Consider the following 26,149-nt stretch of genomic DNA (forward strand, 5'->3'; position numbering starts at 1 on the left):
CGGGAAGACGCGAGACGAGGATGCCGCGTGGTCACGACGCGGGCGCGGCATCCTCGTCATCGATCGAGGGCGCGGCGACGATATGGGAGATCGGCCGCCACACCAGCGCCAGCGTGAGGGCCGCCCCGACGAAGGCGAACCACCACGGAGCGGTCAGCCCCCACACCTGGGCGATCACCCCGCCCAGCGCCTGCCCGATCACGAGGCCGCCGAAGACCCCGACCATGTTCACCGACGCGATGCGTCCCTGCAGCTCGTGCGGGACGAGGCGCTGGCGGACGGTCGTGGAGATGGTGCCCCAGATGAACGCGTAGGCACCGAAGCCGACCATGATCACCAAGGCGACGGCGCCTGAGGTCGTGAGCGCGAAGGCGAGGTGCATCAGCACCTCTGCGGTCAGGCAGACGCGCATGAGCGCGGTGAAGGTGAACCGGCGCTCGAGCCAGCCGAAGCTGACGGTGGACAGCAGGCCCCCGATGGCCGACGCGGTCGTGAGCGCACCGTATCCGACCGGCCCCATCTGAAGATGCTCGGTCGCGTACAGCACGAGCACGCCCCAGGGGGCTGCCCACGTGATGTTGAACGTGAGGATGATGATGACGAGGGTGCGCACCGGACGGTTCCGCCACAGCCACCGGATCCCCTCGACGATGTCGGTGTGGACGGCGGTGCGCCCGCCGTCGCTCTCACGGGCGGGGACTCGAGTGCGGGCGATACGCGAGATGAGCACGACGGCGAGCGCAACGCAGCTCGCCTGCACGGCGAACGGCCAGAACGAGCCGAGCGCGAAGAGGAAGGCGCCCAGCGGCGGTCCACCGAACTGGTTCGCGACCAGGAACCCGGCCTGGAGCCGTGCGTTGCCGATGCCCAGATCCTTCTTCTTGACCATCATCGGCAGGAGCGTGCTGCTCGTGGTGTCGACGAACACCTCGGCGCACCCGTAGACGAAGGCCACCGCGAGCACGATCCAGATGCTCGCCGTGCCCGTGATCAGGAACGCGCACAGCGCCACGAGGACGAGAGCCCGGATGCCGTTGGCGCACATGATCAGCACGCGCCGGTCGACCCGGTCGGCGATCGCTCCCGCATGGAGGCCGAAGAGCAGCCACGGCAGGAACTGCATGACGGCGCCGGATGCCACGAGCACCGGCGAATCCGTCATCGAGGCGATCAGCAGGGGGGATGCCGCGAGCGCGATCCCATCGCCGATGTTGCTCGTCCACGACGACGCCAGGAGCCAGCGGAAGTCACGTCCCAGGCGCCGGGGCGCGACCCACTCTCCGATTCCCACCGGAAGAGCTTACGGTGGGCGACGGACGTCGACGGAGGCAGTAGCCTGCGCCTGTGACACTCGAGCAGCTCGTCGATAGCAGCGAGGCGCTCCACGCACTGAAACGGGGGTGGTTGCGCCCGGACCCTCAATACCGCGAGGCACCCGCCGCCCCACCCGTCTCGGGCGATGTCGTCCTGGAGCGAGGGCTGGTGCGGATCGTGCCGATCGCCCGAGCGGTCGGGATCGACGCACGGCGAGACCTCGGCCGCATACGCGAGGAGACCGAGCGGGAGGGTGTCTGGCTTCTGGGTGGCGGCGACATCCACGCCGAGACCCTCCTGTCCGCGCGCGAAGGCTACGGCGCGCGGATCGCCGCAGCGGGCGGCGAGTGGGAGCGTCGCGCATGCGCCTGGCGGGTCGGCTCACTCGCCGTCATCCTCGTCCACGTGACCGCTGGGGACACCGCGACTCTCGCGCTGCACCTCGTACCCGACGAGTGGATCTGGCCGCGAGCGGCCGGTCTCTCGATGGCGAAACGCGAGATCTCGCACGCGCGAACGGTCAGACGTCAGGTCAACGCCGCGGACCCGACGTGGGAGTGGCCGACCGGGACGTGACTACACGAATCGAGGCTGCGGCGATGGCGGGTCACCACGGCTTCGCCTACTCGGCGTCGCCCAGCTCCTCCACGAGCCGATCCATCTCGTCGAGGCAGGCTTGTTGCTGATCGGCTGGGCACATGATGATGGCTGCCGGCAACGTGTCATGGTAGATCATGAACCCGACCCGATAGGTGACCTCAACTCCGCGTCGAACAGACATCTCGTCGATCACGCCGCGATATCCGATGAGGATCTGGTAGTCCCCGACCCCGCGCCAGCGGCATCGATCTCGCCGCTGCGCACGCTGCGCGAGGATCTGCGCCAGCACGCGATCCCAGGTGCGTCGCTGGCGTACCGGCGACGCCGCTTCCACACCGTCTGCGCGGGGCCGAACTGCTCCCGCGGCAGCTCACGCCACGGGATCCCGGTCCGGAACCGAAACGCGATTCCCTCGTTCACCAGCCAGTTGTCACTGAACGGGTGACCACGCCGCCCCGATCTCGATGGCGGCTACGGCTCGATCGACTCCCACTGCTTGGATGAGGTCCTGACCTCCCGGGCGTTGCCGGACACGGACACTCCTTTCGTGTGAGGGCGAATCACCAGGGAATGGGGCCGCTGTCGTCGAAGAATCCGCCACGGGGACCGTCGTCCGGGAGAGTCGCGAGGTGGACGGCGATTGCGGCACCCTGCGTGGGCGTGCGGGCGGAGTTGTGACCGGTGAAGTCGGTGGAGACGTATCCGGGGCAGCACACGTTAATGATGATGTTCGAGTCGGCGAAGCGGCGCGCGTACTGAACGGTGATGGCGTTGAGCATCGCCTTCGACGGAGCGTACGCTGCCATGATCGGTCCAGTGTGAAGCTCCAGCGAGCCCATGTTGCTGGAGACATTCACGATGCGCGGAGACGGTGCCGCAGATAGGAGCGGAAGCAGGGCATTTGTGACTCGCACCGCGCCGAAAACGTTGGTGTCTAGGACGGTGTGGACCACGCTCAGGTCAAGCGTTGTGGGATCTTGTGCACCACCAGCGCTGTTGCCTCCGATACCTGCGTTGTTGACGAGGACGTCGAGTCTTCCCGTTGTGCCCGCGATCAGAGAGGCTGCGTTTGCGACACTGGCGTCTGAGGTGACATCGAGGGGGACGCCGAACGCGTCAATGCCCTTGCCCCGTAAATTTTCTACTGCGACGGCGCGCCGACCATCGTCACGCGCGCCGATGGCGACCGTGAAGCCGTGGTTTCCGAGTTGCTCTGCGATCGCGAAGCCGATCCCCTTATTCGCGCCCGTGACAAGCGCCGTCTTGTTCGTATTCATCCACTCAATCGTGCGCCGCGATGCTAGGGCCGTCCAAGATCGGCCGAGTATCAGGTGATACCCGGCCGTCCTGAACAGAGGACGGGTCGCGCTACGACGTGGCGGGCCGCAGACGCAAACTCGTGAGCAGGATGCCGCCGATGACAGCGACTATCGCGCCGACGACGAGTGGTGCTGTGGGTGCGATGCCGTCGACGAGGAGGCCTCCGACGATGGCGCCAAGGGCGATGCCGCTCTGGAAGGTCACGACGGCCAGGCCGCCGACCTGTTCGAGGTGATCCGGGGCTGCTTTCGCTGCCCAGGTCTGCGCGGCCGGTGTCGCACCGCCGTATCCGAATCCCGACAGAGCAACCGCAACGAACAGGCCTGCGAAGTGCCGCCGGTGAGTACCACGCCGACCATTCCAGCGGCGAGAATCGCGGGGAAGAGGATCGACGCGAGGCGGAGTGCGCGGTCGACGACCGGCCCTGCAACGGTTGCTCCGAGCGCCATAGACAAGCAAAAGGAGCGCCAGTCCACCCGCATCCATCGGTGAGAGGCTTTCGGTGGCGGGCAGGACGTAGGTGTACCCGATGAACTGTCCGCCCTGGATGAGCAGGATCACCACCAGCCCGGCCAGGAGGAGGGCTGAGGCGAGTGTGGCGCCTAGGTGTTCTTCCCTGTGAGGTTGTGAACGCGCTCTGAGGGGATTTGGCCGCTGATGCCGGTGTGGGGTCGATGGTGATTGTAGTGATGCAGCCAGGCCGTGTAGGCGGCCTCGCGGTCGGCTTCGGAGGCGTAGGGGCGGGCGTAAGCCCATTCCGTGGCGAGGGTGCGGTTGAAGCGTTCGACCTTGCCGTTGGTCTGCGGTCGGAACGGGCGAGTGCGTCGGTGTTTGACGCCCTCGCCGAGCGCCGCGGCGAAGGCCGGGGAGCGGTAGCAGGCGCCGTTGTCGGTCATCGCCGCAGCGACGGTGACGTCGTGGTCGGCGAAGAACGCTCGAGCTCGGGCCCAGAAGCCGGCGTGGTCTCGCCGCGTTCGTCGCCGAGTCGTTCGGAGTAAGCCAAGCGACTGTGGTCGTCGACCGCGTGATGCAGGAACACGTAGCCGCGTGAGGGGGACGCGCCCCGACGAGTAGCGCGGTCTCGAACGGCACCGGCTCGGCGGTCTTGTGTGGAGCCACGACCGTGCATTCGCCAGCCGCCGTCATTCGGGATGACGCTGAGCTTCTTGATGTCAACGTGGACCAGCTGACCCGGGGCACCCATCTCGTAGCGGACCGGTCTCGGTCGGCGGATCGGTAGGCCGGTGGCCTGATCCAGGTGGTGCAGCAACGGCATCCGATATCGGGTCAGCACTCGCCCGACCGTCGAGCGCGGAATCCCGAGATGCAAAGCGATGCGCCGCTCCGTCCGAACCGGCAACCGATTCGGTGAACTCGCCGGCCGCGAGCTGCGATCCGTCAACGGCAACCCGGCCCGATAACGTCGCGAGCACCGTGACGCCGTCGCCGGCGAACACTGGAACCGCTGCGCCGCGACCCGAACCGACCAACCGTCATCGACAATCGACGAAGCCAGACGACGACGCCCTTCCGGCGTCAGAGGAGCATCAGCGTGAGTCACGAAGACCTCTGTGTGACTATGCGAGTGTGGTAACCCACATCGTCCCGGAGGTCTTCGCCTACCTCAGCCGATCACAACGTCTCGGGGAAGAACACCTAGGGCTCGGAAACCACCGCCGTGAGCGGCGGGGACGCGCGGAAGCGTCGCCGCCTGAATGATGAATGCGAGCACGGCCGCTCCGGCGCTCAGGACAAACACTCCGCGCCATCCCCACTCCTGCCCCAACCAGGTACCCCGACCAATCAACCCTTCCCTGATACCGTGCAGGTATCAGGGAAGGGTTGGGGGCATGAGCGATCTAGAGACCCGCGAGTTGCGTTATTTCGTCGCTGTCGCGCAGGAACTGCATTTCGGTCGCGCCGCCGATTTGCTGGGGATGGCGCAACCGCCGCTCTCCCGAGCGATCAGGCAACTCGAGGAGCGCCTCGGGGTCCGGCTCTTCGACCGGGACCGTCGCAGCGTGACCCTCACCGACGCCGGCGCCGTTCTGCTCCGCGAGGCTAAACTCGCGCTGAACGCGGTTACTGCTGCGGCTCGACGCACAAGGCGGGCGGGTGACTCTCGACACTCGATCGCACTCGCAACGAAAGCCGGAGCCTCCCACGACCTTTTGCAGCACCTCCTTGAGGTGATCGCGGACGATCCTACGGTCCCCGCCGTCGATGTCGTCCTCTGCGAGGTCGGTGAACAAGCGAGCATGCTCCGCGACGGACGCGCGGACGTCGCGCTCATGCATCGGCCCGTCGACGACCTTGCAGGATTCGACGCGGAGGAACTCTTCATTGAGGGCCAGGTCGCCATCGTCCCCGCCAAACACCCTCTCGCCAGGCGAGCCCACGTCACGATGGCTGATATCAGTGATGTGCCCGACCTTCCCCTGGCCCGGTGGCCACGCCTAGACGGCACATACCCGGACGGCCCGGGCCCCGAAGTGCACACACAATCGCAGATCGCGCAACTCATCGCCCTCGGCAAAGCTCTCCTCGTCATCCCCGCCTCAAGCCGTGCCTGGCAATGGCCAGAGCACGTCGCCATCCCCGTGGTCGACGCGCCCGAAGTGACGACCGTGATTGCCTGGCCCGCGCACAGTCACTCCCGCGATCTCGCTGCAGTCGTGCGAACGGCGACGAGTATCGCCGACCTTCCGACGCGCGTCCTGGCATCGGCCGTCAACGGGCGGTGACCCCCGAGAATCACGCTTCCATGCAACCGAATGGCATGCAATCACGTCACCCGTCGTTACGCTGACGCGTCTCTCGCGGGGCTGTTCTTACCGTCGGCTGCGCCGGATTCATCCTGCTGTCCGTCCCCGCGTTCTTGACTCGCTGGTCGAGAAAGATGCTTGGATCACCTCGTGAGGCCCGGAGTCTTGCAGGGCGGAGATGCTCTTCGCTTACACGAGTCGACCCACTGACACGACGTCATCCGCGGGCGCGCATCGACACTGGCGGCTTCGGTTCCTCCCGAAGGGGATCACCGGAACGGTAGCGGTCGGCTCGCGCGAACAGGTGGACCGCTTGCTACGGCCTCCCCGACCAAGGATGGAGCTGGAGTCCGCACATGCACGAACAATCCCACTTGACCAATGGGACTCCGTCGACAGTTCGACCACCCGGCGGGCTCGCGGTGTTCCTGGTCGTCGCATTCGGCGCGACTTGGGCGATGTGGTTGCCGATCCTCGTCGAAGCACAAACGACCGGACTCGACGCAATGCCGTGGACGTTCTTCCTCGCCTCCGCCGGGCCTGCGTGCGGTGCGATCGCCGCGACGCTCTGGGAGAGCGGGCCGCGAGGGTTGGCGGCATGGGTGAGGCGCACCTTCTCGGTACACCTCTCATGGAAGTGGTGGCTCGCCGGCATCGGCATGCCGGTGGCGTACTTCGCCATCGCCTGGGTGACCACGCTCATCGTGACGGGTTCGTGGCCGGACTCCGCCGCGTTCGGCCTCACCGACAAACTCCCCGGCCTGGCATGGCCGGCGGTCGCGTTCGTCTGGGTGCTCACCTTCGGTCTCGGGGAGGAGGCGGGATGGCGAGGCTGGCTTCTGCCCGCCCTCTCCCAGCGGATGCCGGTGTTCTGGTCTGCGCTCATTGTGGCCGGGGTATGGATCGCCTGGCATGCCCCCGCGTTCTTCTTCAACCCGACCTACATGGCGATGGGCGCCGGAATCATCGGATGGATGCTAGCGCTGGTCTGCGGCTCGTACCTGCTCGCCTGGATGACCGTCGGCGCACACTGGAGCATCATCCCGGTGCTGCTCTGGCATGCCGGCTTCGACCTGCTGACCGCCGCTGACCACGCCGCCGGGAGCATCGCCTCAACGATCAGCGCCATTGCCATGATCCAGGGCGTGCTCTGCGCCTGGCTCCTGTGGCGCAGGCGGAACCAACCGCGAGCAGCTGAAGCGTCTTGAGCGTTCAACGCGAGCGTCGTTCGCGCACTCATGATTCAGCCATGCCCGCCGCAGTGCGGATGACCCACCGTACGATCCTCTCCTCTCAGCCAGCGTGGGGCGACGCGCGGCGGATGATGCGACATCTCCTCGATGGAGCGGACCGACCCGATGACTATGGCAGAGTCATCGCGCGCTTGAAACTTCTCGAAGCCGTCGGCTGTCCGGCTCGCCTTCACAACGATCACGTCGGTCGGTTCCGATCATGCTTGGTCCACGATGTCGGGGTTCGACTCGATGAGCTCAGCCTGCTCGGTCCACGACAGGCCTACGATGCTGAGCACGACTCGCGCGATGGCTGACGGACCACTCTCCGCGTCCAGGCGAGTCTGGCGCAGAGTGGCTCGGGCTGTCTCTTCGATGAGGATGGCGAGGACTTCGGGCGAGACGTCTCTTCGGAAGACCCCCGCTGCAATGCCTGTATTTGAGAGCTCGCGGACACGTCGTCGAAGGGGCGCGAGCGAACGGACTGTCTCTGCGACATGGGCTTCACTGAGGGCGATATTGGCGGCGGCGCGCACTGCTGAAGCTTCGCGCCAAAGGCGCACGGCGAGGCGGGCCAGAGCGACGCGCGGGTCGGTGTCTTCGATGACGTCGGCGATCGCATTGAACCGCTCAGCGCCGAGCGCGATGACCTCTTTCAGCAGGGTCTCCCGGTCGGGGAAGTGGCCGTAGAGAGCCCGTCGCGACAGGCCGGCTGCTTGCGCGATGGTGTCGAGGGATGCCTGTGGATTTTCGGCGAGCACGGCTTGCGCAGCGTGCAGAAGTGCTTTGTGGTTGGTTGTGGCGTCACTTCTGCGCTCGCGCGTAGGAACCGAGTCCGGCCGGGCGGGGGACTCTTGCGTGGACATGATCACCTCTCGCGGACGCTCACATGAGCTTGGTTGATTCAAGCGCCTCCGACATGCCCCGGTTGTATGCGATCAGGGGCCGCCGCAGCACCAGGCCGAGCAGCAAGGCCGGAACGATGAAGAGGGCGAGGAGGAGAAGCGAGATCCAGAAGTCCGCCGCGTAGACGCCGGCAATCGCCGAGCGCATGGCCTGGATCGCATAGGTGGCTGGCAAGAACGGGCTGATGTTCTGGAACCAATCCGGCAGCAGCTGGAGAGGGTACGCGCCGCCGGATCCGGAGATCTGGATGACGAGGAGGAGCACGCACAGCGCCTTTCCGGCATTGCCGAACGTGACGACCGCGGTGTAGACGATGAGGGTGAAGACGAGGGAAGTCAGCCATCCGGCGAGGACCATGAGCAGTGGGTGTGCAGGCTCAATGCGGACGAACAGGATGAGCCCGAGGGTGAGGAGTGTGCTCTGGGCGAGGCCGACGAGTCCGAAGATGCCATATCGTCCGAGGTACTTCTGGGTCGTCGTAAGTGCTGGGGCGCCACGAAGCGTGTTGTGGTTGACGTCGACCCGGATGGTGACTGTCATCAGCAACGCTCCGACCCAGAGCGCGAGGATGGTGTACAGGGGCGCCATGGCAGCGCCGAAGCCGGCGACGGGGAATACCGCCGTGCGGTCGACCCGGACGGGTTCTGCCAGTGAGGCGGCGAGAACGCCGGGGTCGCCTCCGATGATGTCGCGGAGTTCGCTGAGATCACCGGTGTCGGCTGCGGTTCCGAGCGCCTGATCGAGGTCGCCGAATCGGTCGGCCAGTTCGTCCAGTGAGGTGGATATCCCGCTGGCGACGGTCTTGCCGCGATCGATGGCCGTCAGCACGGAGTCCGCTGAACCGGACAAGCTGGCGGATACGCCGGCGAGGTCACTACGCACGACTGAGACGTCCGAGTCGAGGCGCGAGAGCGTCGACGACAGGAGATCCAGTTGCGGCTTCAGATCGTCGGTGTACGCGCTCTGCGCTTTCTGTACAGCAGTCTTCGCTTCGGCGATCGCGACGAGGATCTCCTGGTGGGAGTCCTGAGCGGAAGCGCTGTCCCCCTGAACGTCCGTTGCAGCTTCCGCGAGTCGATCGTGGACGGCCTGCTGTCGGGCGATCGCGTCATCGAGAACGGCGATGACGGTGTCGAGGGCGCCTTCCGCGGCTGCGGGGAGCGTGGGCCGGACCTCAGTGTCGAGGGTGTCGCGGATGGTGTTGTATCGGTCGATCTGATCTTGGACTCGTGCCGCGATGTCGGTGAGCACCGTCACGCGGTCGCCATTGAGACGATCGATGTCCGCGTAGAGGTCGTCGATGCGATCGCCCACCGCGTTGTAGCTCTTGGTGGTCGCAGACAGTGCGTCGGAGACTCCCCCCGTGGCGTTACGCAGAGCGGAGGCGACGGAGTCGACCGCATCGCGCCCGCTGCCGGCAGCGCCGGCGGCGTCGTTGAACGCACCTCCTGCGGCGTCGACGAGTTGGGAGGCGCTGTTCACCAGGGGGATGCTGGAGTCGAAGAGGGCGGAGAACATGTCGGCGGTCTGCGCACCGGCACGCAGTTGCGTCGACAGACCGGACACACGCGCCTGGAGCCGGGCGAGCGCAGCCTGGGTGTCGTCGTCGGTGAGGTAGTCGGAGAGGGAGGAGAGCAGCCCGAGCGCGATCTCGCTGAGGGTTTGGGTGAACGTCTCGGAGATCTGCGCAGACACACCGTCGGCGCCCTGGGCGGTGATCTTCGGAGCGAGGGCGTTCTTCTTCTCGTTGGTATAGAGCGCGATGTCGGTGTGCTCCGCACCGTCGACGTAGAAGGTCATCATGTCGCTACTGAAGGACGGCGGAAGCACGATCGCGGCGTAGTAGGCACCCGACTTGGTGCCGTCGATTGCGTCGTCTTCCGTCGTGACGACCCAGTCGAGGTCATCGTTGGCGCGCAGCGCGGACAAGACCTGTTCGCCGACGTCGATCCGGAGCGGAACCAGATCGCTTTCGTAGCCGGTGTCGGTGCTGGCGACGGCGACCTTCAAGTTGCTGGTGTTCGCGAAAGGATCCCAGCTGGCGATCACGTTGAACCAGGTGAACAGTGACGGGATGACGACGAGGCCGAAGATGACGATGCACGCCATCACATTCCGTGTCGCGTGACGCACGTCTCGCGCGACCAGCCGCAGGATGACCCTCACGACTGCTCCCCCTTCCCCGCAGCGCGGTCGTCCTCCTGCTGAGCTACGCCTTCGCTCTCCTCCGCTTCGGCGGGCTCAACCCGGCTCGCCGCCTTCTTCGTCGTCTCGGGCGCGTCGACGTCCCGCTGGGCGGAGTCGTCAGCCTCGAGCGACGCGTCGGCTTCGGGCGCATCCTGGAACCACTTCGCCACGACATCATCCGCGTCGTCACTGATGTGCTCATCCGCATCACCAGTGGCAGCGACGTCAGCGGAGTGACTCTCGTCGAGAGAATCACCGGAGCTGAGGTCCTCCGCGAGCAAATGCTGTGCGCCGGGAACGGACTGGCGTGCCGTGCGCGACTCCGTGGAGGCGACGGCGGCGTGCGCATCCGCGCCCCCGGCGAGGACCGCCTGATGCAGGTCGGCGTCATCAAGCCCGGCGATCTCTCCGGCTTGCGCGAAGCTCCATCTGATGTACTCGATGGCGACAAGGAATCCGATGATCAGAAGGCACCAGAGGGTTCCGATACCCAGCAGCAGCGCCTTGGCGTCCGCGAATGTCAGAGCTACCGCGGAGACCAGTGCAAGTCCCGCCAGTCCGACGATCAGCGTCGCCCGCAGCAGCACCGGGTAACGGTGAGTGAACGGCTGCGCTCGGCGGGTGAGCTCGACCCGGTATGCACGGCGATCCGAGAGCGCGCGGATGATCTCTCTCAGCCGGTAGCCCGAACCGGCGACCTGGACGTTCTCACCGATCAGCAGGTCGGTCGCGGCCACCTCGCGGTTGAACAGAATGTGGAAGCTAGCGAGCCTGCGCCGCAGGACCAGTCCGAAGAAGAATGCGAGGGCGACGAAGACGGCGAGTGTCCCGAGGAACCGCCAGTAGTGGCCGCCGTAGAACCCCGCGATCGTCTCCCGCATTGCGTCGATGCCGTAAGAGAACGGCAGCAGCGGATAGATCGCGCGGAAGAAGTCGGGCATCAGCTCGATCGGGTACAACCCCGACGCGCCCGGGATCTGCATGACTACGAGCAGGATGCACAGACCTCTCCCGACGTGCCCGAACCCGACACAGAGCGCGTAGATGATGCTCACGTACGCCAAGGCGATCAGCACAGCGGTCCCCACGAAGGCGACGGCGCTCACGGTCTGCACGCCGATGATGAGGTTGCCGATCGAGACCACCAGCGCCTGCCCGACGGCGAGCAGCGCGAACAGGCCGAAACGTCCCAGGTAGGCCTCTCGGACCGTGACTCCCTCGACGCCTTCCGTATCGACCTCGATCTTGAAGATCACCATCAGCACGAACGCGCCGATCCAGAGGGACAGGTTCGTGAACAGCGCCGCCATCGCAGACCCGTAGGAGGACACCGGAAACATCATCTGCTCGTCGACAGCGACCGGCGAGGCGGTGAAACGGGCGATGTCGTCCGGGTTCAGTCCGGTGATCGTGCCGAGGGCATCCCACTCCGCCGCGGCGGCGACCGCTTCGATATCGGTACGAGCCGTCTGCAGATTCGACTCGATGCTCGTGATGTCGGCGTCGAAGCTGTCGAGCGCCGTCGAGGTGGATGCCAGCTGCGAATCCGCGCTGCGCAGTACATCCCCGACCTGGGTGAGGACCTGTCTCTGCGAGGCAACCGCGGCCGAAAATTCTCCCGCACTCGAGGACAGCCGCGCCATCGCACTGTTCAGCGCCGGAAGGTTCTCGGTCAGCACCGTCCGCAGATCAGATGCCGCAGTCTGCGTACCCTGGGCCGCCTCGTCGAGGGCATCCGAAGCCGCCTGCAGCCCCTCGACGGCGTCTGAAGTGCCGGTGCTCAACTGCGACAGATCCGCGACGAGTTGCTGATCTGCAGCGTTCCGCTCCTGCAGTGCCTCGATCACCCCGGACAGACGCTGCGCCGTCTCAGGATCGAGATCGGCGTCATCGAGCAAAGCCTGCACCTGTGCGATCGCGGCCTCGTTCGCCTCGAGGACGGTCTCGACGTCGCCGATCGCCGTGTCCACCCGTAGCCGTGCAGAAGTCAGAGCTTCCGTCACCTGACTGACCGAGGAGTTCGCGGAGGCAGAGGCCTCCGCGAACAGCGACGTGCCTGTGAGGTACGCGGCCGTCGCGGCATCGGCGAACTCGATCACCTGGTCCTGTGCTTCGGCGATGATCGACCGTGCTTCCCCAGCGGCCTTCTGAACGTCCGCCAGCGTCGAATCGACATCCGTGAGCGTGTCGCGGGCATCGGACAGCGTCACTCGGGAACCGGCGATTCGATTCTGGAGGTCGGTGATGCTGTCCCGCGCCGATGCCAGCGACTGCGAAGTGCTGTCGAAGGCGTTCAGCGCGTTGTCTTTCGCCGTCAGCAACCGCGACTCCACGCCGTCCCCCGCGTCCCGCACCGCGTCTGTCGCGGCCTCGGCGACTTGCTCGGTGAAGGCAGCCGTGATCTGCCGATCGAGCTGGGACGCGCCGACGTCAGTGATCTTCGGCGCGATCGCGCTGGCCTTCTCGTTGACGTAGTACTGCAGCGCCGGCTGGGTGAACTCTCCGCTGGTGATGCTGAGGAGATCCTCACTGAAGTCTGCAGGGATGACGATGGCCGCGTACACGTCGCCGCGCTTGACCTCCTCCATGGCCTCCTGCTCGCCCATGAAGACCCAGCCGAGCTGATCATTCTCCTCAAGCTGCTTGCTGACCTGATCACCCACGTTCAGCGAGCCGGTGAGGTCCGAGGATGCACCCTCATCGAGATTGGCCACCGCGACGTCGATGTTCTCGGTGTTCGCGTACGGGTCCCAGAACGCGTTGATGTTGAACCACGCGTACAACGCCGGAGTGATCAGCACGCCGATCACGATGATCCATGTCTTCCGGACACGGATCAGTCGGGTGACGTCCCTCCTGAAAATCCGCCAGCTCATCCGCACCTCGCAAGCATACGCAATTTGCACAGCTCTGTGCACGTTAACGACGAAACGTCTCGCCGACCATCCGCGCGGGGCCTCCTTGCCGTGTGCAAAAAACTGAGTACGCTCATTCATGTGAACGGGTTGTGCCAGCCGTCAGAGCTTGGACGGGCTTCGGGCGTCGGGGAGATGGAACCCCGCCGCGAGCAGAACATGCGACTCAAGCGGGAGCGGATCTTTCGCGTCGCGTCTGATTTCTTGCGCGCGCGGGGATTCTCCGCGGTGACGACGCAGGAGGTGTCCGCGGCGGCCGGAGTCGCGGCGGGCACACTCTTCCGCTACGCCGCGACGAAGAGTGAGTTGCTGCTCATGGTCTACAACGAGGCACTCCGGTCGTCGATAGCTGACGGCGCCGCGCGTGCGGCGTTGATGGCGGATCCTGCCGACGCGGTATTCACTCGCCTGCGCCCGCTCGTCGCCGCCGCTGCCCGAGAGCCGGAGAACAGTGCTGCGTACCAGCGCGAGCTGCTGTTCGGCCCTCATGAGGCGAAGTTCCGGGCCGAGGGCATGGCTTTGATCCTCGCGCTCGAGGCATCGCTGTCTGACACGTTGCGCCGTGCCGCGCCGACCCTCAGCGACGGGGAGGCACGGGTCGCAGGGTCGGCGCTGTTCGCCGTCACTCACCTCGCGATCGCCCGGATGACGGCTTCCGGCATCCCCGAGGCTGACGCGATCGACGACCTCAGACGTCAGGTCACCCACATCGTGACCGGCGCGCTGCAACACACCCCGGCGGCCCGATCGGCCGCGCGAGAAGAAATGAAGGAGACAGAACAATGAGCAACATCACACACGTGACCGTCCTGGGGACAGGGGTCCTCGGCAGCCAGATCGCATTTCAGACCGCCTTCAGCGGCTTCCAGGTCACCGCATATGACATCAGCGACGACGTAATCGCGGCAGCCGAGGCGCGTTTCGATGCTCTCGTCACCGCCTACAAGGAGGACGGAGTCGCAGGAGCGTCCGAGGGAAAGGCCGACGAGGCGCTGAGCCGCATCCGATTCTCCTCCGACCTCGCCGAGGCTGTCGCGGACGCGGATCTGGTCATCGAGGCGATCCCCGAGGTGCTTTCCATCAAGCAGGACACCTACCGCAAGCTCGGAGAGCTCGCACCTGAGAAGACCATCTTCGCGACCAACTCGTCGACACTCCTGCCCAGCGACCTCAAAGACTCCACCGGACGCCCCGCCAAGTTCCTCGCGCTGCACTTCGCGAACCGGGTCTGGAAGTTCAATACCGCCGAGGTGATGGGCACCGCCGACACCGATCCGGCCGTCTTCGACGAGGTCGTGGCCTTCGCAGGCGACATCGGCATGGTTCCGATTCCCGTGCACAAGGAGAAGTCCGGCTATGTGCTCAACTCGCTGCTGGTGCCGTTCCTCAACGCCGGGTTCACACTCGCCGCGGGCGGATTCGCCGAACCAAAAGACATCGACAACGTGTGGCGGATCGGCACGGGAGCGCCGATGGGTCCCTTCCAGATCACCGACATCATCGGCCTGACCACGCCGTACAACATCCTCGCCCACGGCGGAGAGAAGGATCAGACGCTCGCGGCCTGGCTCAAGAGCGAGTACATCGACCACGGCAAGCTCGGCGTCGCCACCGGCGAGGGCTTCTACACCTACAACTGACCCCCCAGCCGCAGCAGAACGAGCACTCCACGAGAGGACGTCGGAGCCCGACCCATCACCTCACCCTTGGTGTCCGGCAAACCCGGTCAGACTCCGGCGCTGCGGAGGGGTACTGAGGCCCCAATACAGACGACGCCTGTCAGGGCAGCGTCGGAGTCCAGTCGGGTTCGGGTGCGGACGCTGTGTTGGTCGAACCGGAGGAGGTGTACGTGACCCCGTCGAGGAAGAGCTCCACGGTGTAGCTGAGGTCATCCGTGTCGCCGAGGGAGGTGACCTGCGCTGCCGTGAGCGGGGCGTGGAGGGTGAGGTCGCCGAGTTGGTCGCACGCCCACGCCGGGGTGAACAGCTCCACTGTCGCCTCCCCGTCGCTTCCCTCGAGAGTGACGGTGGCTTTCACAGCTGTGAGGGGCGTCTCCACGCCGAGGAGTCCGAGGGTGACAGACCCGTCGCGTCCGTCGGCGTAGGCGGTGATGTCGAGGTAGCTGGCGGCGGGCTCGTCGACATCGGTCTTCGTCGTCCATTCGACGTACGCTCGCGAAGCACCCACGGTCCCGCCGAACGGCAGGCTGGGGCCACTGCCCGCGATGAGCCACAGCGCGTATGTGCCGGCGGCCGACCGGTTCGAGACCTTCCACCACCCATTCCCGAGATCGGTGACTTCGGGCTCCCGGCTCTCCGGGCCGCATCCCACGGGATCTCCGCCGCGCTGCTCGGCGTAGAGCGTCCAGCCGTCCTGCCGGACGAAGACGTAGAGCTCGTCGCCGCTGATCGCGGGGGTGCCGTCGGGCATGCCCTCGTACCCTGCTTCTTCGGTGAGAGATTCGAGGTGCAGCTCGGTGTCGGCGGTACGCACGATGAGGTCGTCTGGTCCGGGGGTGCCGGCGGTCTCCGTTGCTGCCGGAGTGGGGACTTCCTCCGGAGCGCGTTCGATGTTCTTCGGTCCCGTGGAGATGCAGCCGGCGAGCGCGACCGCGCTGACGGAGGCCATGACGATGAGGGCGGCCTTGCGGATGCTGCGGTGCGTCACTGTCGTCTCCCCCGGTTGTGGCCTCACCGTATCGCGATGAAAGCGAGAAGGGCACCGGCGCGAAGCCAGTGCCCTTCTCGTTTCTCGACCGCTTTGCTCACGCCCCTCCGGTCGGGATGACAGGATTTGAACCTGCGACCCCTTGACCCCCAGTCAAGTGCGCTACCAAGCTGCGCCACATCCCGGACGTCGTCCTCGCGGACAACTCCCCTACTCTACCCGGTCCGCAGGCGCGGCGCGAACCGGCCCAGCCCGCGTCGGCGGCCCCCACCGGAGGCGGCGACGGCGCCAGCTGCTGGTGTCAGTGGTGGACGCTGGCGCCGAAGGATTTCGACGCCGCCACGCGTCGATACCGCCGCGCGCAGATTCTCGCCGGCGGCTGACCGTTCTACGATGGGGCGATCCGTTCCGCCCGCCGTCGAACCACCAACCGACGCCCCGACAGAGAGGACGACCATGCCGGATGCCGTTCGCGCCGACTCCTGGCTGTGGGCCGTCCGCGTCTACAAGACCCGCTCGGCCGCCACCACGGCGTGCCGAGCCGGTCACGTACGGGTGAACGGGGAGAAGGCGAAAGCCGCCCAGCAGGTCCGCGTCGGCGACGACGTGCGCATTCGGATCGCCGGGTTCGACCGGATCCTCGTGGTGCGTCAGCTCCTCACGAAGCGGGTCAGTGCGCCGCTTGCTGCCGCGGCCGCCGACGACCGCACGCCGGCCCGCGAACCCGTCGCACAGCTGGCCGTTCGCGATCGGGGCGCCGGACGGCCGACCAAACGCGAACGACGCGACATCGAACGTCTCCGCGGCCGCTGACGATCATCCCTGACGGCGGTTGAGGGAGCGGCGCACGACGACATCGACCACGGTGACCAGCGACGCCGTCACGGCGTAGACCAGCAGATCCCGCGGATCGAAGACCGTCCCGAAGACGAGAACGATCGGCGGCCACTCCCCCGCCCACCGCAGCGGCCAGCCGCTGAGCTGAAAGCTTTCGACCGCGACGCACCACGCCAGGACGACGGCGCCCACCACCCACGGCGACAGCCGCGGCAGCAGCGCGACGAGGCCGCCCCAGACCGCGACCACGTACAGGGCGTCGCCCGCGATGTCGGAGGCGGCACCAGCCGGCGCCGAGATGGACGACCAGACCGGATGCCACCGCCGCGGCGGCCCCGACGATCCGCCGTGTCACCGCTGATCGGTCACGACTCATCGGCTCAGAGTCGGTCACGCAGCCACGACACCGGACGGACGGCGGCCCCGACGGCGTCGACACGGTCCGCGAGACCACGATCGCTCGTGACCAGGATCACCTGTTCGCCGCGCGCGACACGCGTTTCCGCCTCGGCGACGAGCGCATCGTCACCCGAACCCTCGGCCCGGACGACTTCGACACGGCGATGAGCGTCGGCCGCGCTGCGCGCGTCGCCCTCGAGCACGGCGACGACGACCGGGTGCCACGTGGTCCCCGGGAGGGACAACTCGTCGGCGGGCAGTCCGGCATCGATGACCGCATCGAGCCGGTCGAGCAGCCGCTCCGCAGCGCCTGGACGATCCCGCCACCAGCCGTCGGGCACGGATCCGATGACGTTCGCAGCATCGACGATGATCGTGACTCGGGTGGACAGCGCCTCGCGCAGCGCTGGCCAAGAGGCCGCGAAGCCGGGATGGAGCGGAAGCTCATCGACGCGGTCCACCGGCACCCACTCGAGCGCGTTGCTCTCGGGGTCGGCGATGACCGGCTCGAACGGGGTCGTGACGGTCGCCACCAGCGTCGAGTACGACCAGATGCCGAGGTTGAGCACGCTCGTGAACAGGGGCGCGAGCACGCCGTCGGGCACGCCGGCCTCCTCCTGCGACTCGCGGATGGCGGCGGCGGCAGCGGACTCACCCTCGTGGCGTGCGCCGCCGGGGATCCCCCAGGTGCCGCCGAAGTGACTCCACGACACCCGATGCTGCAGCAGCACACCCCGCTCGGGATCGTGCGCGAGCAGCCCTGCAGCGCCGAAACGGCCCCAGTACTTCTCCCCAGTGGGCGCGACGACCCACGCATCGCCGGGATCGCGGGGGCCGGCCGGACGCCGCGGCTCACCGGGAGCGGGAGGGTGGATGGTCACCCGTCCACCCTCTCACGCAGCCGCACGCGAGGACGCGGCATGCGTCACGGGAGGGAACAGGATCAGCGCTGGCGCTTCTCGCGCACCCGCATGTTCGTCACGATCGGCGTGCCCTCGAAGCCGAAGATTTCGCGCAGGCGGCGCTGGATGAAGCGCCGGTATCCCGGGTCGAGGAATCCGGTCGTGAACAGCACGAATGTCGGCGGCCGGGTGGACGCCTGCGTGCCGAACAGGATGCGCGGCTGCTTGCCGCCTCGCAGCGGATGCGGGTGCTCGGCGACGAGCTCGGCGAGGAACGCATTGAACTTGCCGGTCGGGATGCGCTGATCCCACGACTCGAGTGCGGTCTCGAGGGCCGGCACGAGCTTGTCGAGGTGACGACCGGTGCGCGCAGACAGGTTCACGCGCGGTGCCCACGTCACGTGCGCGAGGTCCTGCTCGATCTCCCGCTCCAGGTAGCGGCGCCGATCGGCGTTGTCCATGTCGACGTCGTTGAGGCGGTCCCACTTGTTGAACGCCAGCACGAGCGCGCGCCCGGACTCGAGCACGAGGTCGATGATGTTGAGGTCCTGCACACTGATCGACTCGGTGACATCGAGGACGACGACAGCGACCTCTGCCTTCTCGAGCGCGGCACTCGTACGCAGCGACGCGTAGAAATCGGCGCCCTGCGACAGGTGGACACGACGACGGATGCCGGCGGTGTCGACCAGACGCCACAGTTTGCCGCCGAGCTCGACGACCTCGTCGACCGGGTCACGGGTGGTGCCGGCGAGATCGTTCACGACGACCCGCTCCTCACCCGCCGCCTTGTTGAGCAGCGACGACTTGCCGACATTCGGACGCCCCAGGATCGCGACGCGGCGCGGCCCGCCGAGTTCGTTCTTCGCGACGGCCGACACCTCAGGGAGGACCTTCATGACCTCGTCGAGGAGATCGGCCACCCCGCGCCCGTGGATCGCGGACACCGGGTGCGGCTCACCGAGACCGAGGTTCCAGAGGGCTGCGGCCTCGGGCTCCTGGCGAGCGTCGTCGATCTTGTTCGCAATGAGGAAGACCGGCTTGTCCGTCTTGCGCAGCATCCGCACGACCTGCTCGTCGGTCGCGGTGGCTCCCACCATCGCGTCCACGACGAACAGGACGACGTCGCAGAGCTCGATCGCGACCTCAGCCTGAGCGGCCACCGAACGGTCGATGCCGCGCGCGTCGGGCTCCCACCCGCCGGTGTCGACGAGGGTGAAGCGGCGATCCATCCACTCGGCCTTGTAGCTCACCCGGTCGCGGGTGACCCCGGGGGTGTCCTCCACGACGGCCTCGCGCCGGCCGAGGATGCGGTTCACGAGCGCGGACTTGCCGACGTTCGGTCGACCGACGATCGCCACGACGGGCAGCGCCGGGAGCATCTCGACGACCTCGCCGCCGGCGGTGAACCCGGCCAGCAGATCGGCGTCCTCATCATCCAGCTCGTAGTCGGCGAGCGAGGCGCGCAGGGCCGCGGCCCGCTGATCGGCGAGCTGCTCATCGAGATTCGCGAGCTTCTCCTCGAGCTGATCGGGGCCGGCTTCGTATTCGTCTTCGGCGCTCATCGTGAGCCTCCCGTTCCCGACCGGATGACGTCCAGGACGGCATCGACGGTCTGTGCGAAATCCAGGTCGGTCGAGTCGACGACCGTCACGCCGGGGGCGGCGGTGAGGAAGTCGACGACCTGGGAGTCGGATGCATCGCGCTTGTGCAGCGCGGCGGCGACGGCCGCGGCATCCTGTGTGGTCAATTCTGCGCTCCGTCGGGCAGCGCGCACGTCCGGCGCCGCCGTGAGCAGGATGCGCACAGGTGCGTCGGGGGCGACGACGGTGGTGATATCGCGCCCTTCGACGATGACGCCCGGCAGCCCCGAGTCGGCCACCAGCCGCCGGAACATGGTGTTCACGTGCTCGCGGATCACGGGGACGCGCGCGACGCCGCTGACGGCCGAACTCACACGCGGCTCGCGGATCGCCTCGGTGACCGAGGTCTCCCCCACCCGGACCCAGTACTCGTCGGGGTCGAGCGAGATGGCGTAGTCGAAGTCGCCGGCGGCATCGACGACGGCGGCGGCGTCGGAGGTGTCGGCGTGATGCTCCAGCACGTGCCAGGCGAGCGCACGGTAGGCGGCACCGGTGTCGAGGTATCCGAACCCGAGCCGGCGCGCGACCTCTTTCGAGACGCTGGACTTGCCGCTGCCGGCCGGGCCGTCGACGGCGATCGTCACGGTGTCAGTCATTGAGGCTCGCAATCTTCCATCCACGGCTCATGAGGCCTTCGGTCGCGACCGTGGCGGCCGAGGGCACGACGCTGATCTCGCCGAGACCGAACAAGGCACCCGGGGAGTGCTCCAGGCGGAAGTCCTCGACGTTGACCTCCAGCTCGCCGAGGTCGCCGAACAGGCGTCCCAGCTGTCCCGGCGTGTCGTCGACGATCACCACGACCGTCTCGAACCGGCGGTTCTGACCGTGCTTGCCCGGCAGCCGCTCCACGCCCTCGTTGCCGCGCCGGATCGTGTCGGCGACCGCGCGACGCGAGCCCGGGCGGTCGGGGGCACGAAGCGCGGACGACACCGACCGCAGGTCGTCGGCCAGCGCGTCCAGCACGTCGACGACGGGCTGCGCGTTGGCGCCGAGGATCTGCACCCACAGCTCGGGGGCGGATGCCGCGATGCGCGTCGTGTCGCGGACGCCCTGACCGGCGAGGCGCAACGCACCCTCCTGCGCACCGACGAACCGGCCCGCCAGGAGCGATGCAACCAGCTGCGGGACGTGCGAAACGAGCGCGACCGACCGGTCGTGTTCGACGGGTGTCATCTCGATGGGAGTGGCGCCCAGGTCGAGTGCGAGTCCCTCGACGACGGTGAGATCGCGCGCGGAAGTCTCCTCGTCGCGGCAGATGACCCACGGGCGGCCCAGGAAGATGTCTGCGCGCGCGGAGATCGCGCCGCCGCGCTCACGACCCGCCATGGGGTGAGAGCCGATGTACCGCGTGAGGTCGACGCCGCGCGAGCGGAGTTCCTGCAGCGGCTCGAGCTTGACGCTCGCGACGTCTGTCACGACGGCGTCGGGGTACGCCGCGAGCTCGCGGGCGATGACGTCGGCGGTCACGTCGGGCGGCACCGCGACGACGACGAGCCCCGGGGCGTCGGTCTCGGCGGGAAGTCTGCCCGCGCCGTAGTCCACCGCGAGACGCAGCTGCGCGGGTGACGCGTCGGCCAGCACCACGTCGACGCCGAGGGCGGTGAGGGCGTGGCCGATGCTCGATCCCAGCAGACCGGCGCCGACGATGCGGACCGTGCCGCTCGTTCGGACGGCGCGGGAGCGCGCGTCTGTCGCGTCGGTCACAACTGCTCCTGAGTGGGGTCCCCGGGCGGAGTGTCCGCCTGGCGCGCCAACGTCAGCAGCGCGCCACGTTCCACTGTAGTCAACTCGCGCGCCCGGCCCGCTGGGAGCGTCCCCAGGTGGAGCGGCCCGAACTGCCGGCGCACCAGGTCGATGACGGGGTGACCGACCGCCGCCATCATCCGGCGGACGATCCGGTTGCGCCCCGAGTGTAGCGTCAGCTCGACGAGGCTCGTGTCGCCGCGGGAGTCGAGCAGACGCGCCTTGTCGGCCGCGATCGGCCCGTCCTCGAGGTCGACGCCTCGCGTCAGCGCGGCGATCGTCTGCGGGCTGACGCGTCCCTCCACCTTCGCGATGTAGACCTTCGTGACACCGAACGAGGGATGCGCGAGGACGTGCGCGAGGTCGCCGTCGTTCGTGAGGATGAGAAGGCCACTCGTCTCGGCATCCAATCGACCGACGTTGTAGAGGCGCTCGGGCCAGTCTTTCGTGAAGCGGCGGAGGTCGGGTCGACCCTGCTCATCCTTCATCGTCGAGACGACGCCGGTCGGCTTGTTGAGGACGACGTACCGCTTGCTCGTGTCGAGCTGGATCGCGGTGCCGTCGACGTCGACGAGGTCGTTCTCGGGATCGATGCGCGACCCGAGCTCGGTGACGACGCGGCCGTTGACGCGCACGCGGCCCTGGACGATGTACTCCTCGCAGACGCGGCGCGACGCAACGCCCGCGTTCGCGAGCACCTTCTGCAGACGGACACCTTCGGGCTCGGTCATCGGAGCACCTCTCCCTCGAATCCGGCCGAGCCGTCGTCCAGCAGCGGCGAGATCGGTGGCAGCTCGTCGAGCGAGTTGATCCCGAGGTGGCCGAGCAGGGCGTCGGTGGTCCGGTAGTTGATCGCCCCGGTTTCGGGGTCGGTGAACGCCTCGGTGATGAGGCCGCGCGCGAGCAGCGTGCGGACAACGGAGTCGACGTTCACGGCGCGGATGGATGCCACCTGACTGCGCGACACGGGCTGCTTGTACGCGATGACCGCGAGCGTCTCGAGCGCTGCCTGCGAGAGCCGTGACGGCGCCTGCCCGTTGACGAACTCGGCGACGAGCTCGTCGTGTTCCTCGCGGACGTAGAAGCGCCAGCCCCCGCCGACCTCGCGCAGCTCGAAGCCGCGGCGGCGCGAGCCACTCTCGCCGTCGTAGTCCGCGACGATCGTCTCCACGGCCTTCCTGACAGCGGGCACGGGCGAGCCGACTGCGGCGGCGAGGGCAACGAGGCTCTGTGGCTCGTCGACGATCAGCAGGATCGCTTCGACCCGCTCGGCGACGTCGGCGGGGTCCTGTGAGCGCTGCGGCGGTTCGAGTGCGGCGTCATCGGTCATAGTCGGCTCCCAACGTGGCGAGGTTCTCGGTCGACCAGCGTTCGGCGGTCCACCGGAGCGTGAGCTCACCCAGCGGTTCGAGCTGCTCGAACGAGAGGGCGGCGTGGCGGTAGAGCTCGAGCACGGCGATGAATCGGGCGACGACGATGCCGGCCTGGTCGACGCCCGCGACGAGCTCGCGGAAGTTCAACTGCCCGGCATCCCGAAGCAGGGTGACCACGATCGCGGCCTGCTCTCGGATCGAGACGAGCGGCGCGTGCAGATGGTCGAGGCCGACGTGCGGGATCTCCTTCGGCGCGAAGGCGAACATCGCGATGGCGGCGAAATCATTCGGCGTGAGGGTCCACACCAGCTCCGGGACGGCGCGGCGGTGCTTCTCGTCGAGGCGAACGGCGCGGACATGGCGCTTGCCTTCCCGTTCGAGGCACCGCGAGAACCACGCCGAGACCTCCTTGAACGCGCGATACTGCAGCAGTCGGGCGAACAGGAGGTCGCGCGCCTCGAGGAGGGCCACCGACTCGGCATCCACCAGCTCGCCCTGCGGGAGGAGCCCCGCCACCTTCATGTCGAGCAGGGTCGCCGCCACCACGAGGAACTCCGACGCCTGCTCGAGGTCGGCCTCACCCGAGAGCCCGCGAAGGTAGGCGAGGAACTCATCGGTGACTTTGCTGAGCGACACCTCGGTGATATCCATCTCATGCTTCGAGATGAGCGTGAGAAGGAGGTCGAACGGCCCATCGAAGTTGCCCAGCGACACCCGGAAACCGTCACCGGCCGGGGCCGTCTCGGTCGCATCGGCGGATGCCGCCGGGTCGAGCTCTCGCGCGGCGTCCTCAGGCGACGGCGCCACGGGACACCAGCTCCCGGGCCAGCCGCAGGTAGGCCTGGGCCGCGGAGTGCTCCGGCGCGAACTTGGTGATCGGCACACCGGCCACGGACGCGTCGGGGAACTTGACCGTGCGCCCGATGACCGTCTCGAGCACGTCGTCTCCGAAGGCGTCGACGACCCGCTCGAGCACCTCGCGGGAGTGGAGGGTGCGCGGGTCGTACATTGTTGCCAGCACGCCGTCGAGGGTGATCGACGGGTTGAGGCGGTCGCGGACCTTGTCGATGGTCTCGATGAGGAGCGCCACACCGCGCAGCGCGAAGAACTCGCACTCCAGCGGGATGAGCACCCCGTGGCTCGCGGTGAGCGCGTTGACGGTGAGGAGGCCCAGCGAGGGCTGGCAGTCGACGAGGATGACGTCGTAGTCGCCGGCGACCTTACGGAGCACGCGCGCGAGGATGGTCTCCCGCGCGACCTCGTTGACGAGGTGGACCTCCGCCGCGGAGAGATCGATGTTGGCCGGGATGACATCGAGGTTCTCCACCGCCGTCGGCACGATGACCTCGTTCGGGTCGCGCTTCGGGTCGAGCAGGAGGTCGTAGATCGTCGGGGTGTCGTGCGTCTGGATGCCGAGGCCTGCCGACAGCGCGCCCTGCGGGTCGAAGTCGACCGCGAGCACCCGACGGCCGTACGACGCGAGACCTGCGGCCAGGTTGATGGTCGTCGTCGTCTTGCCGACGCCGCCCTTCTGGTTGCACAGCGAGATGATCCGTGCCGGGCCGTGCCCGTCGAGCTTCGGAGGCGTGGGGAACCCGTGGTAGGGACGACCGGTCGGGCCGATGGGGGTGTCGCCGGACACCGCCGCTTCGGCTTCCGCCGTGCTCCGCTTGCTCGCCACTGATCTCCCGCCTTCGCCGTGCTCCCCCGAGTCTAATCACCGCCGGGCACCACGCCCGGAATGACGCCCGCCGAGTCCTGACCTGTTCAGCGCGCCCGCGGGTGCGACGTGAGGTAGACGTCGCGGAGCGCGTCCACGGTGACGTGCGTGTAGATCTGCGTCGTCGCGACTGACGCGTGTCCGAGCAGCTCCTGGACGACGCGGACATCGGCGCCGCCCTGGAGAAGGTGGGTCGCGAACGAGTGACGCAGCGTGTGCGGCGAAACGTGCGCGGAGATCCCGGCACGCTCCGCGGCCTGCTGGATGACGAGCCACGCGCTCTGTCGCGAGAGCGGAGCGCCGCGCGCGCCGAGAAAGGCCCGCGGCGTCGCGCGTCCACGCGTGGAGAGCTCCGGACGCACCCTCGTCAGGTACGCGTCGACCGCGGCGCGTGCGTAGGACCCGACCGGGACGATGCGCTCCTTCGCGCCCTTTCCGCGGACGCGGAGGACGTCGCCGTGGCCGAGGTCGTCGACGTCGAGCTCGACGATCTCGCTCACCCGCGCGCCCGTCGCGTAGAGGAGTTCGAGCAGCGCCCGGTCTCGGACGCCGACGAGATCGCCTGGCGCGGCACCCGCCGGCTCGGGCCCGGCACCGTCGAGCAATCGCGAGACGTCATCGACCGACAGTGCCTTGGGTAGCCGCATCGGAGCTTTCGGCGGGCGGAGCCGCCCGGTGGGGTCGGACTCGGCGATCCCCTCCCGCGCCAGGAAGCGGTGGAGGCTTCGGACCGACGACTGCAGACGCGCGAGCGACGTCGCGGCGGGCGGAGGCTCCGCGGCCGCGCGTTCCGCTGCGAACTCGGCGACGCGCTCGGGGGTGATCTCCCCGGTATCGCGGATGCCGTGCGATTCGAGCCACGCGCGGTACGCGGCGAGGTCACGTCGATAGGCCGCGACGGTGTGCTCGGACAGGCCGCGCTCGATCGTGATGTGACGCACGAAAGCGTCGACGGCACGCTCGAGGTTCACGCCCGGCTCATTCCGCCGGCGCCCCCACCGGTCGTGACCGGCCCGGCCACGCGGCATCCGGAGCACCGAGGGTCGACCAGCGCCGGCTCCGCGCCGCGTCCGCAGCAAGTGCGGCGATCACGAGCGACGGGTTCTGCACTCGGCGCGCCAGGACGGCGCCGACGAGCTCGTCGAGCGGAACCCAGCGCACCTCGATGTCGGCTTCCTCCTCGGTGCGGGCGAACGTCTCGGCTGCGGGCGCCAGCTCGCGTGCGAGGTAGATGCGGATCGCCTCGTCGCTGCCGCCGGGGCTCGTGAAGAAGTCTGACAGCACGTCCCACCGCGCCGCGGTGAGGTCGGCCTCCTCGGCGAGCTCGCGCTTCGCCGCTTCGAGCGGATCCTCCCCCGGCACGTCGAGGAGCCCTGCGGGGATCTCCCACTCGCGCATGCGCACGGGATGCCGGTACTGCTGGATCAGCAGGGCACGATCCTGCTCGTCGAGCGCCAAGACCGCGACCGCGCCGCTGTGATCGACGTACTCGCGGACGATCGACCCGTCGCCGTATGCGAACTCGTCACGGCGGAGGTTCCAGACCCGTCCCTCGTAGACCGTGGTCGATTCGGTGACGGTGACCGGCGCCGGCTCGTCGCGGAGGTCGCTCGCGGTCATAGCGAG

25 protein-coding genes, 1 tRNA gene and 3 pseudogenes are annotated in these 26,149 nt (G+C 67.8%); 7 read left to right on the forward strand and 22 right to left on the reverse strand.

What is annotated here, in order from left to right; genetic code table 11:
- Positions 1-31 precede the first annotated feature (31 nt).
- A complete protein-coding gene (locus tag BKA24_RS11860) occupies positions 32-1,291 on the reverse strand; it encodes an MFS transporter (RefSeq protein WP_343066112.1) in 1,260 nt (419 codons plus the stop codon).
- Between the two features lie 53 nt (positions 1,292-1,344).
- Here BKA24_RS11860 and BKA24_RS11865 point away from each other — a divergent pair, with 53 nt between their 5' ends.
- Positions 1,345-1,890 (forward strand): hypothetical protein, encoded by a 546-nt coding sequence (locus BKA24_RS11865; protein ID WP_184218396.1) that lies wholly within the window; start codon positions 1,345-1,347, stop codon positions 1,888-1,890.
- Positions 1,891-1,936: 46 nt separating this feature from the next.
- On the opposite strand, the gene BKA24_RS11870 is transcribed toward BKA24_RS11865, so the two are convergent.
- The 5 genes and pseudogenes from BKA24_RS11870 to BKA24_RS11890 all read right to left on the reverse strand — a co-directional run bounded on the left by BKA24_RS11870 (position 1,937) and on the right by BKA24_RS11890 (position 4,795).
- The gene (locus tag BKA24_RS11870) at positions 1,937-2,203 is read right to left on the reverse strand and encodes a hypothetical protein (protein WP_184220930.1); all 267 of its coding nucleotides are present in this window, start codon (positions 2,201-2,203) and stop codon (positions 1,937-1,939) included.
- Positions 2,180-2,454: pseudogene (locus BKA24_RS15640) on the reverse strand (transposase); the annotation flags it as partial. The gene BKA24_RS11870 and the pseudogene BKA24_RS15640, both read right to left, overlap by 24 nt.
- 20 nt (positions 2,455-2,474) lie before the next feature.
- Positions 2,475-3,191 (reverse strand): SDR family oxidoreductase, encoded by a 717-nt coding sequence (locus BKA24_RS11880; protein WP_184218401.1) that lies wholly within the window; start codon positions 3,189-3,191, stop codon positions 2,475-2,477.
- Between the two features lie 91 nt (positions 3,192-3,282).
- Complete coding sequence (locus BKA24_RS11885) at positions 3,283-3,798, reverse strand: MFS transporter (RefSeq protein ID WP_184218405.1); 516 nt, start codon at positions 3,796-3,798, stop codon at positions 3,283-3,285.
- 38 nt (positions 3,799-3,836) lie between these two features.
- Positions 3,837-4,795 (reverse strand): annotated as a pseudogene (locus BKA24_RS11890) (IS481 family transposase).
- A gap of 289 nt (positions 4,796-5,084) precedes the next feature.
- Here BKA24_RS11890 and BKA24_RS15945 point away from each other — a divergent pair.
- The 3 genes and pseudogenes from BKA24_RS15945 to BKA24_RS11900 all read left to right on the forward strand — a co-directional run.
- Positions 5,085-5,216, forward strand: a pseudogene (locus tag BKA24_RS15945) (helix-turn-helix domain-containing protein); the annotation flags it as partial.
- 276 nt (positions 5,217-5,492) lie between these two features.
- Positions 5,493-5,978, forward strand: a complete 486-nt coding sequence (locus BKA24_RS15950; protein WP_343066149.1) for a LysR substrate-binding domain-containing protein — start codon at positions 5,493-5,495, stop codon at positions 5,976-5,978.
- Positions 5,979-6,457: 479 nt separating this feature from the next.
- Positions 6,458-7,207 carry a CPBP family intramembrane glutamic endopeptidase gene (locus BKA24_RS11900; RefSeq protein WP_246367089.1) on the forward strand — a complete coding sequence of 250 codons (750 nt, stop codon included), beginning with the start codon at positions 6,458-6,460 and terminating at the stop codon, positions 7,205-7,207.
- A gap of 242 nt (positions 7,208-7,449) precedes the next feature.
- Here BKA24_RS11900 and BKA24_RS11905 read toward each other — a convergent pair whose 3' ends face one another.
- The 3 genes from BKA24_RS11905 to BKA24_RS11915 are packed head-to-tail and all read right to left on the reverse strand — an operon-like array spanning position 7,450 to position 13,200.
- Positions 7,450-8,097 (reverse strand): TetR/AcrR family transcriptional regulator, encoded by a 648-nt coding sequence (locus BKA24_RS11905; protein WP_184220746.1) that lies wholly within the window; start codon positions 8,095-8,097, stop codon positions 7,450-7,452.
- A 19-nt stretch (positions 8,098-8,116) separates the two neighbouring features.
- Positions 8,117-10,303: a YhgE/Pip family protein gene (locus BKA24_RS11910; RefSeq protein ID WP_184218413.1), complete on the reverse strand. Its 2,187-nt coding sequence runs from the start codon at positions 10,301-10,303 to the stop codon at positions 8,117-8,119.
- Entirely contained in the window at positions 10,300-13,200 is a 2,901-nt protein-coding gene (locus tag BKA24_RS11915) for a YhgE/Pip family protein (protein ID WP_221417319.1), read from the reverse strand. Before BKA24_RS11915 ends, BKA24_RS11910 begins: the two co-directional genes overlap by 4 nt.
- A gap of 24 nt (positions 13,201-13,224) precedes the next feature.
- On the opposite strand from BKA24_RS11915, the gene BKA24_RS11920 reads away from it, so the two are divergent.
- Together BKA24_RS11920 and BKA24_RS11925 are read left to right on the forward strand one after the other, a co-directional pair.
- On the forward strand, positions 13,225-14,025 hold the full coding sequence (locus BKA24_RS11920; RefSeq protein ID WP_246367091.1) for a TetR/AcrR family transcriptional regulator: 801 nt from the start codon (positions 13,225-13,227) through the stop codon (positions 14,023-14,025).
- Positions 14,022-14,879: a 3-hydroxyacyl-CoA dehydrogenase gene (locus BKA24_RS11925; protein ID WP_184218420.1), complete on the forward strand. Its 858-nt coding sequence runs from the start codon at positions 14,022-14,024 to the stop codon at positions 14,877-14,879. Before BKA24_RS11920 ends, BKA24_RS11925 begins: the two co-directional genes overlap by 4 nt.
- Positions 14,880-15,018: 139 nt before the next feature.
- Here BKA24_RS11925 and BKA24_RS11930 read toward each other — a convergent pair whose 3' ends face one another.
- On the reverse strand, positions 15,019-15,906 hold the full coding sequence (locus tag BKA24_RS11930) for a hypothetical protein (RefSeq protein WP_184218424.1): 888 nt from the start codon (positions 15,904-15,906) through the stop codon (positions 15,019-15,021).
- Between the two features lie 111 nt (positions 15,907-16,017).
- A tRNA-Pro gene (locus BKA24_RS11935) sits at positions 16,018-16,091 on the reverse strand.
- Between the two features lie 271 nt (positions 16,092-16,362).
- Here BKA24_RS11935 and BKA24_RS11940 point away from each other — a divergent pair.
- On the forward strand, positions 16,363-16,719 hold the full coding sequence (locus BKA24_RS11940; protein WP_184218427.1) for an RNA-binding S4 domain-containing protein: 357 nt from the start codon (positions 16,363-16,365) through the stop codon (positions 16,717-16,719).
- Between the two features lie 3 nt (positions 16,720-16,722).
- Here BKA24_RS11940 and BKA24_RS11945 read toward each other — a convergent pair whose 3' ends face one another.
- The 11 genes from BKA24_RS11945 to BKA24_RS11995 all read right to left on the reverse strand — a co-directional run bounded on the left by BKA24_RS11945 (position 16,723) and on the right by BKA24_RS11995 (position 26,143).
- Complete coding sequence (locus BKA24_RS11945) at positions 16,723-16,992, reverse strand: DUF2809 domain-containing protein (protein WP_343066113.1); 270 nt, start codon at positions 16,990-16,992, stop codon at positions 16,723-16,725.
- A gap of 131 nt (positions 16,993-17,123) precedes the next feature.
- Positions 17,124-18,023, reverse strand: coding sequence for an NUDIX domain-containing protein (locus BKA24_RS11950; RefSeq protein WP_184218430.1), 900 nt, complete (start codon positions 18,021-18,023; stop codon positions 17,124-17,126).
- Positions 18,024-18,085: 62 nt separating this feature from the next.
- Entirely contained in the window at positions 18,086-19,609 is a 1,524-nt protein-coding gene (der, locus tag BKA24_RS11955) for a ribosome biogenesis GTPase Der (RefSeq protein ID WP_184218433.1), read from the reverse strand.
- On the reverse strand, positions 19,606-20,283 hold the full coding sequence (cmk, locus tag BKA24_RS11960; protein ID WP_184218436.1) for a (d)CMP kinase: 678 nt from the start codon (positions 20,281-20,283) through the stop codon (positions 19,606-19,608). The genes der and cmk overlap by 4 nt, the downstream gene beginning before the upstream one ends.
- On the reverse strand, positions 20,276-21,391 hold the full coding sequence (locus tag BKA24_RS11965; protein ID WP_184218439.1) for a prephenate dehydrogenase: 1,116 nt from the start codon (positions 21,389-21,391) through the stop codon (positions 20,276-20,278). The genes cmk and BKA24_RS11965 overlap by 8 nt, the downstream gene beginning before the upstream one ends.
- A complete protein-coding gene (locus BKA24_RS11970; RefSeq protein WP_184218442.1) occupies positions 21,388-22,161 on the reverse strand; it encodes a pseudouridine synthase in 774 nt (257 codons plus the stop codon). The genes BKA24_RS11965 and BKA24_RS11970 overlap by 4 nt, the downstream gene beginning before the upstream one ends.
- Positions 22,158-22,760 carry an SMC-Scp complex subunit ScpB gene (scpB, locus tag BKA24_RS11975; protein ID WP_184218445.1) on the reverse strand — a complete coding sequence of 201 codons (603 nt, stop codon included), beginning with the start codon at positions 22,758-22,760 and terminating at the stop codon, positions 22,158-22,160. The genes BKA24_RS11970 and scpB overlap by 4 nt, the downstream gene beginning before the upstream one ends.
- Positions 22,750-23,610, reverse strand: coding sequence for a segregation/condensation protein A (locus BKA24_RS11980; RefSeq protein WP_184218449.1), 861 nt, complete (start codon positions 23,608-23,610; stop codon positions 22,750-22,752). The genes scpB and BKA24_RS11980 overlap by 11 nt, the downstream gene beginning before the upstream one ends.
- Entirely contained in the window at positions 23,594-24,484 is an 891-nt protein-coding gene (locus tag BKA24_RS11985; RefSeq protein ID WP_184218452.1) for an AAA family ATPase, read from the reverse strand. Before BKA24_RS11985 ends, BKA24_RS11980 begins: the two co-directional genes overlap by 17 nt.
- Before the next feature lie 86 nt (positions 24,485-24,570).
- Entirely contained in the window at positions 24,571-25,494 is a 924-nt protein-coding gene (gene xerD, locus BKA24_RS11990; RefSeq protein WP_184218455.1) for a site-specific tyrosine recombinase XerD, read from the reverse strand.
- Positions 25,495-25,501: 7 nt separating this feature from the next.
- Complete coding sequence (locus tag BKA24_RS11995) at positions 25,502-26,143, reverse strand: NUDIX domain-containing protein (protein ID WP_184218458.1); 642 nt, start codon at positions 26,141-26,143, stop codon at positions 25,502-25,504.
- Positions 26,144-26,149: the final 6 nt, after the last annotated feature.

This window comes from Microbacterium marinum, assembly GCF_014204835.1.
GTDB lineage: Bacteria > Actinomycetota > Actinomycetes > Actinomycetales > Microbacteriaceae > Microbacterium > Microbacterium marinum.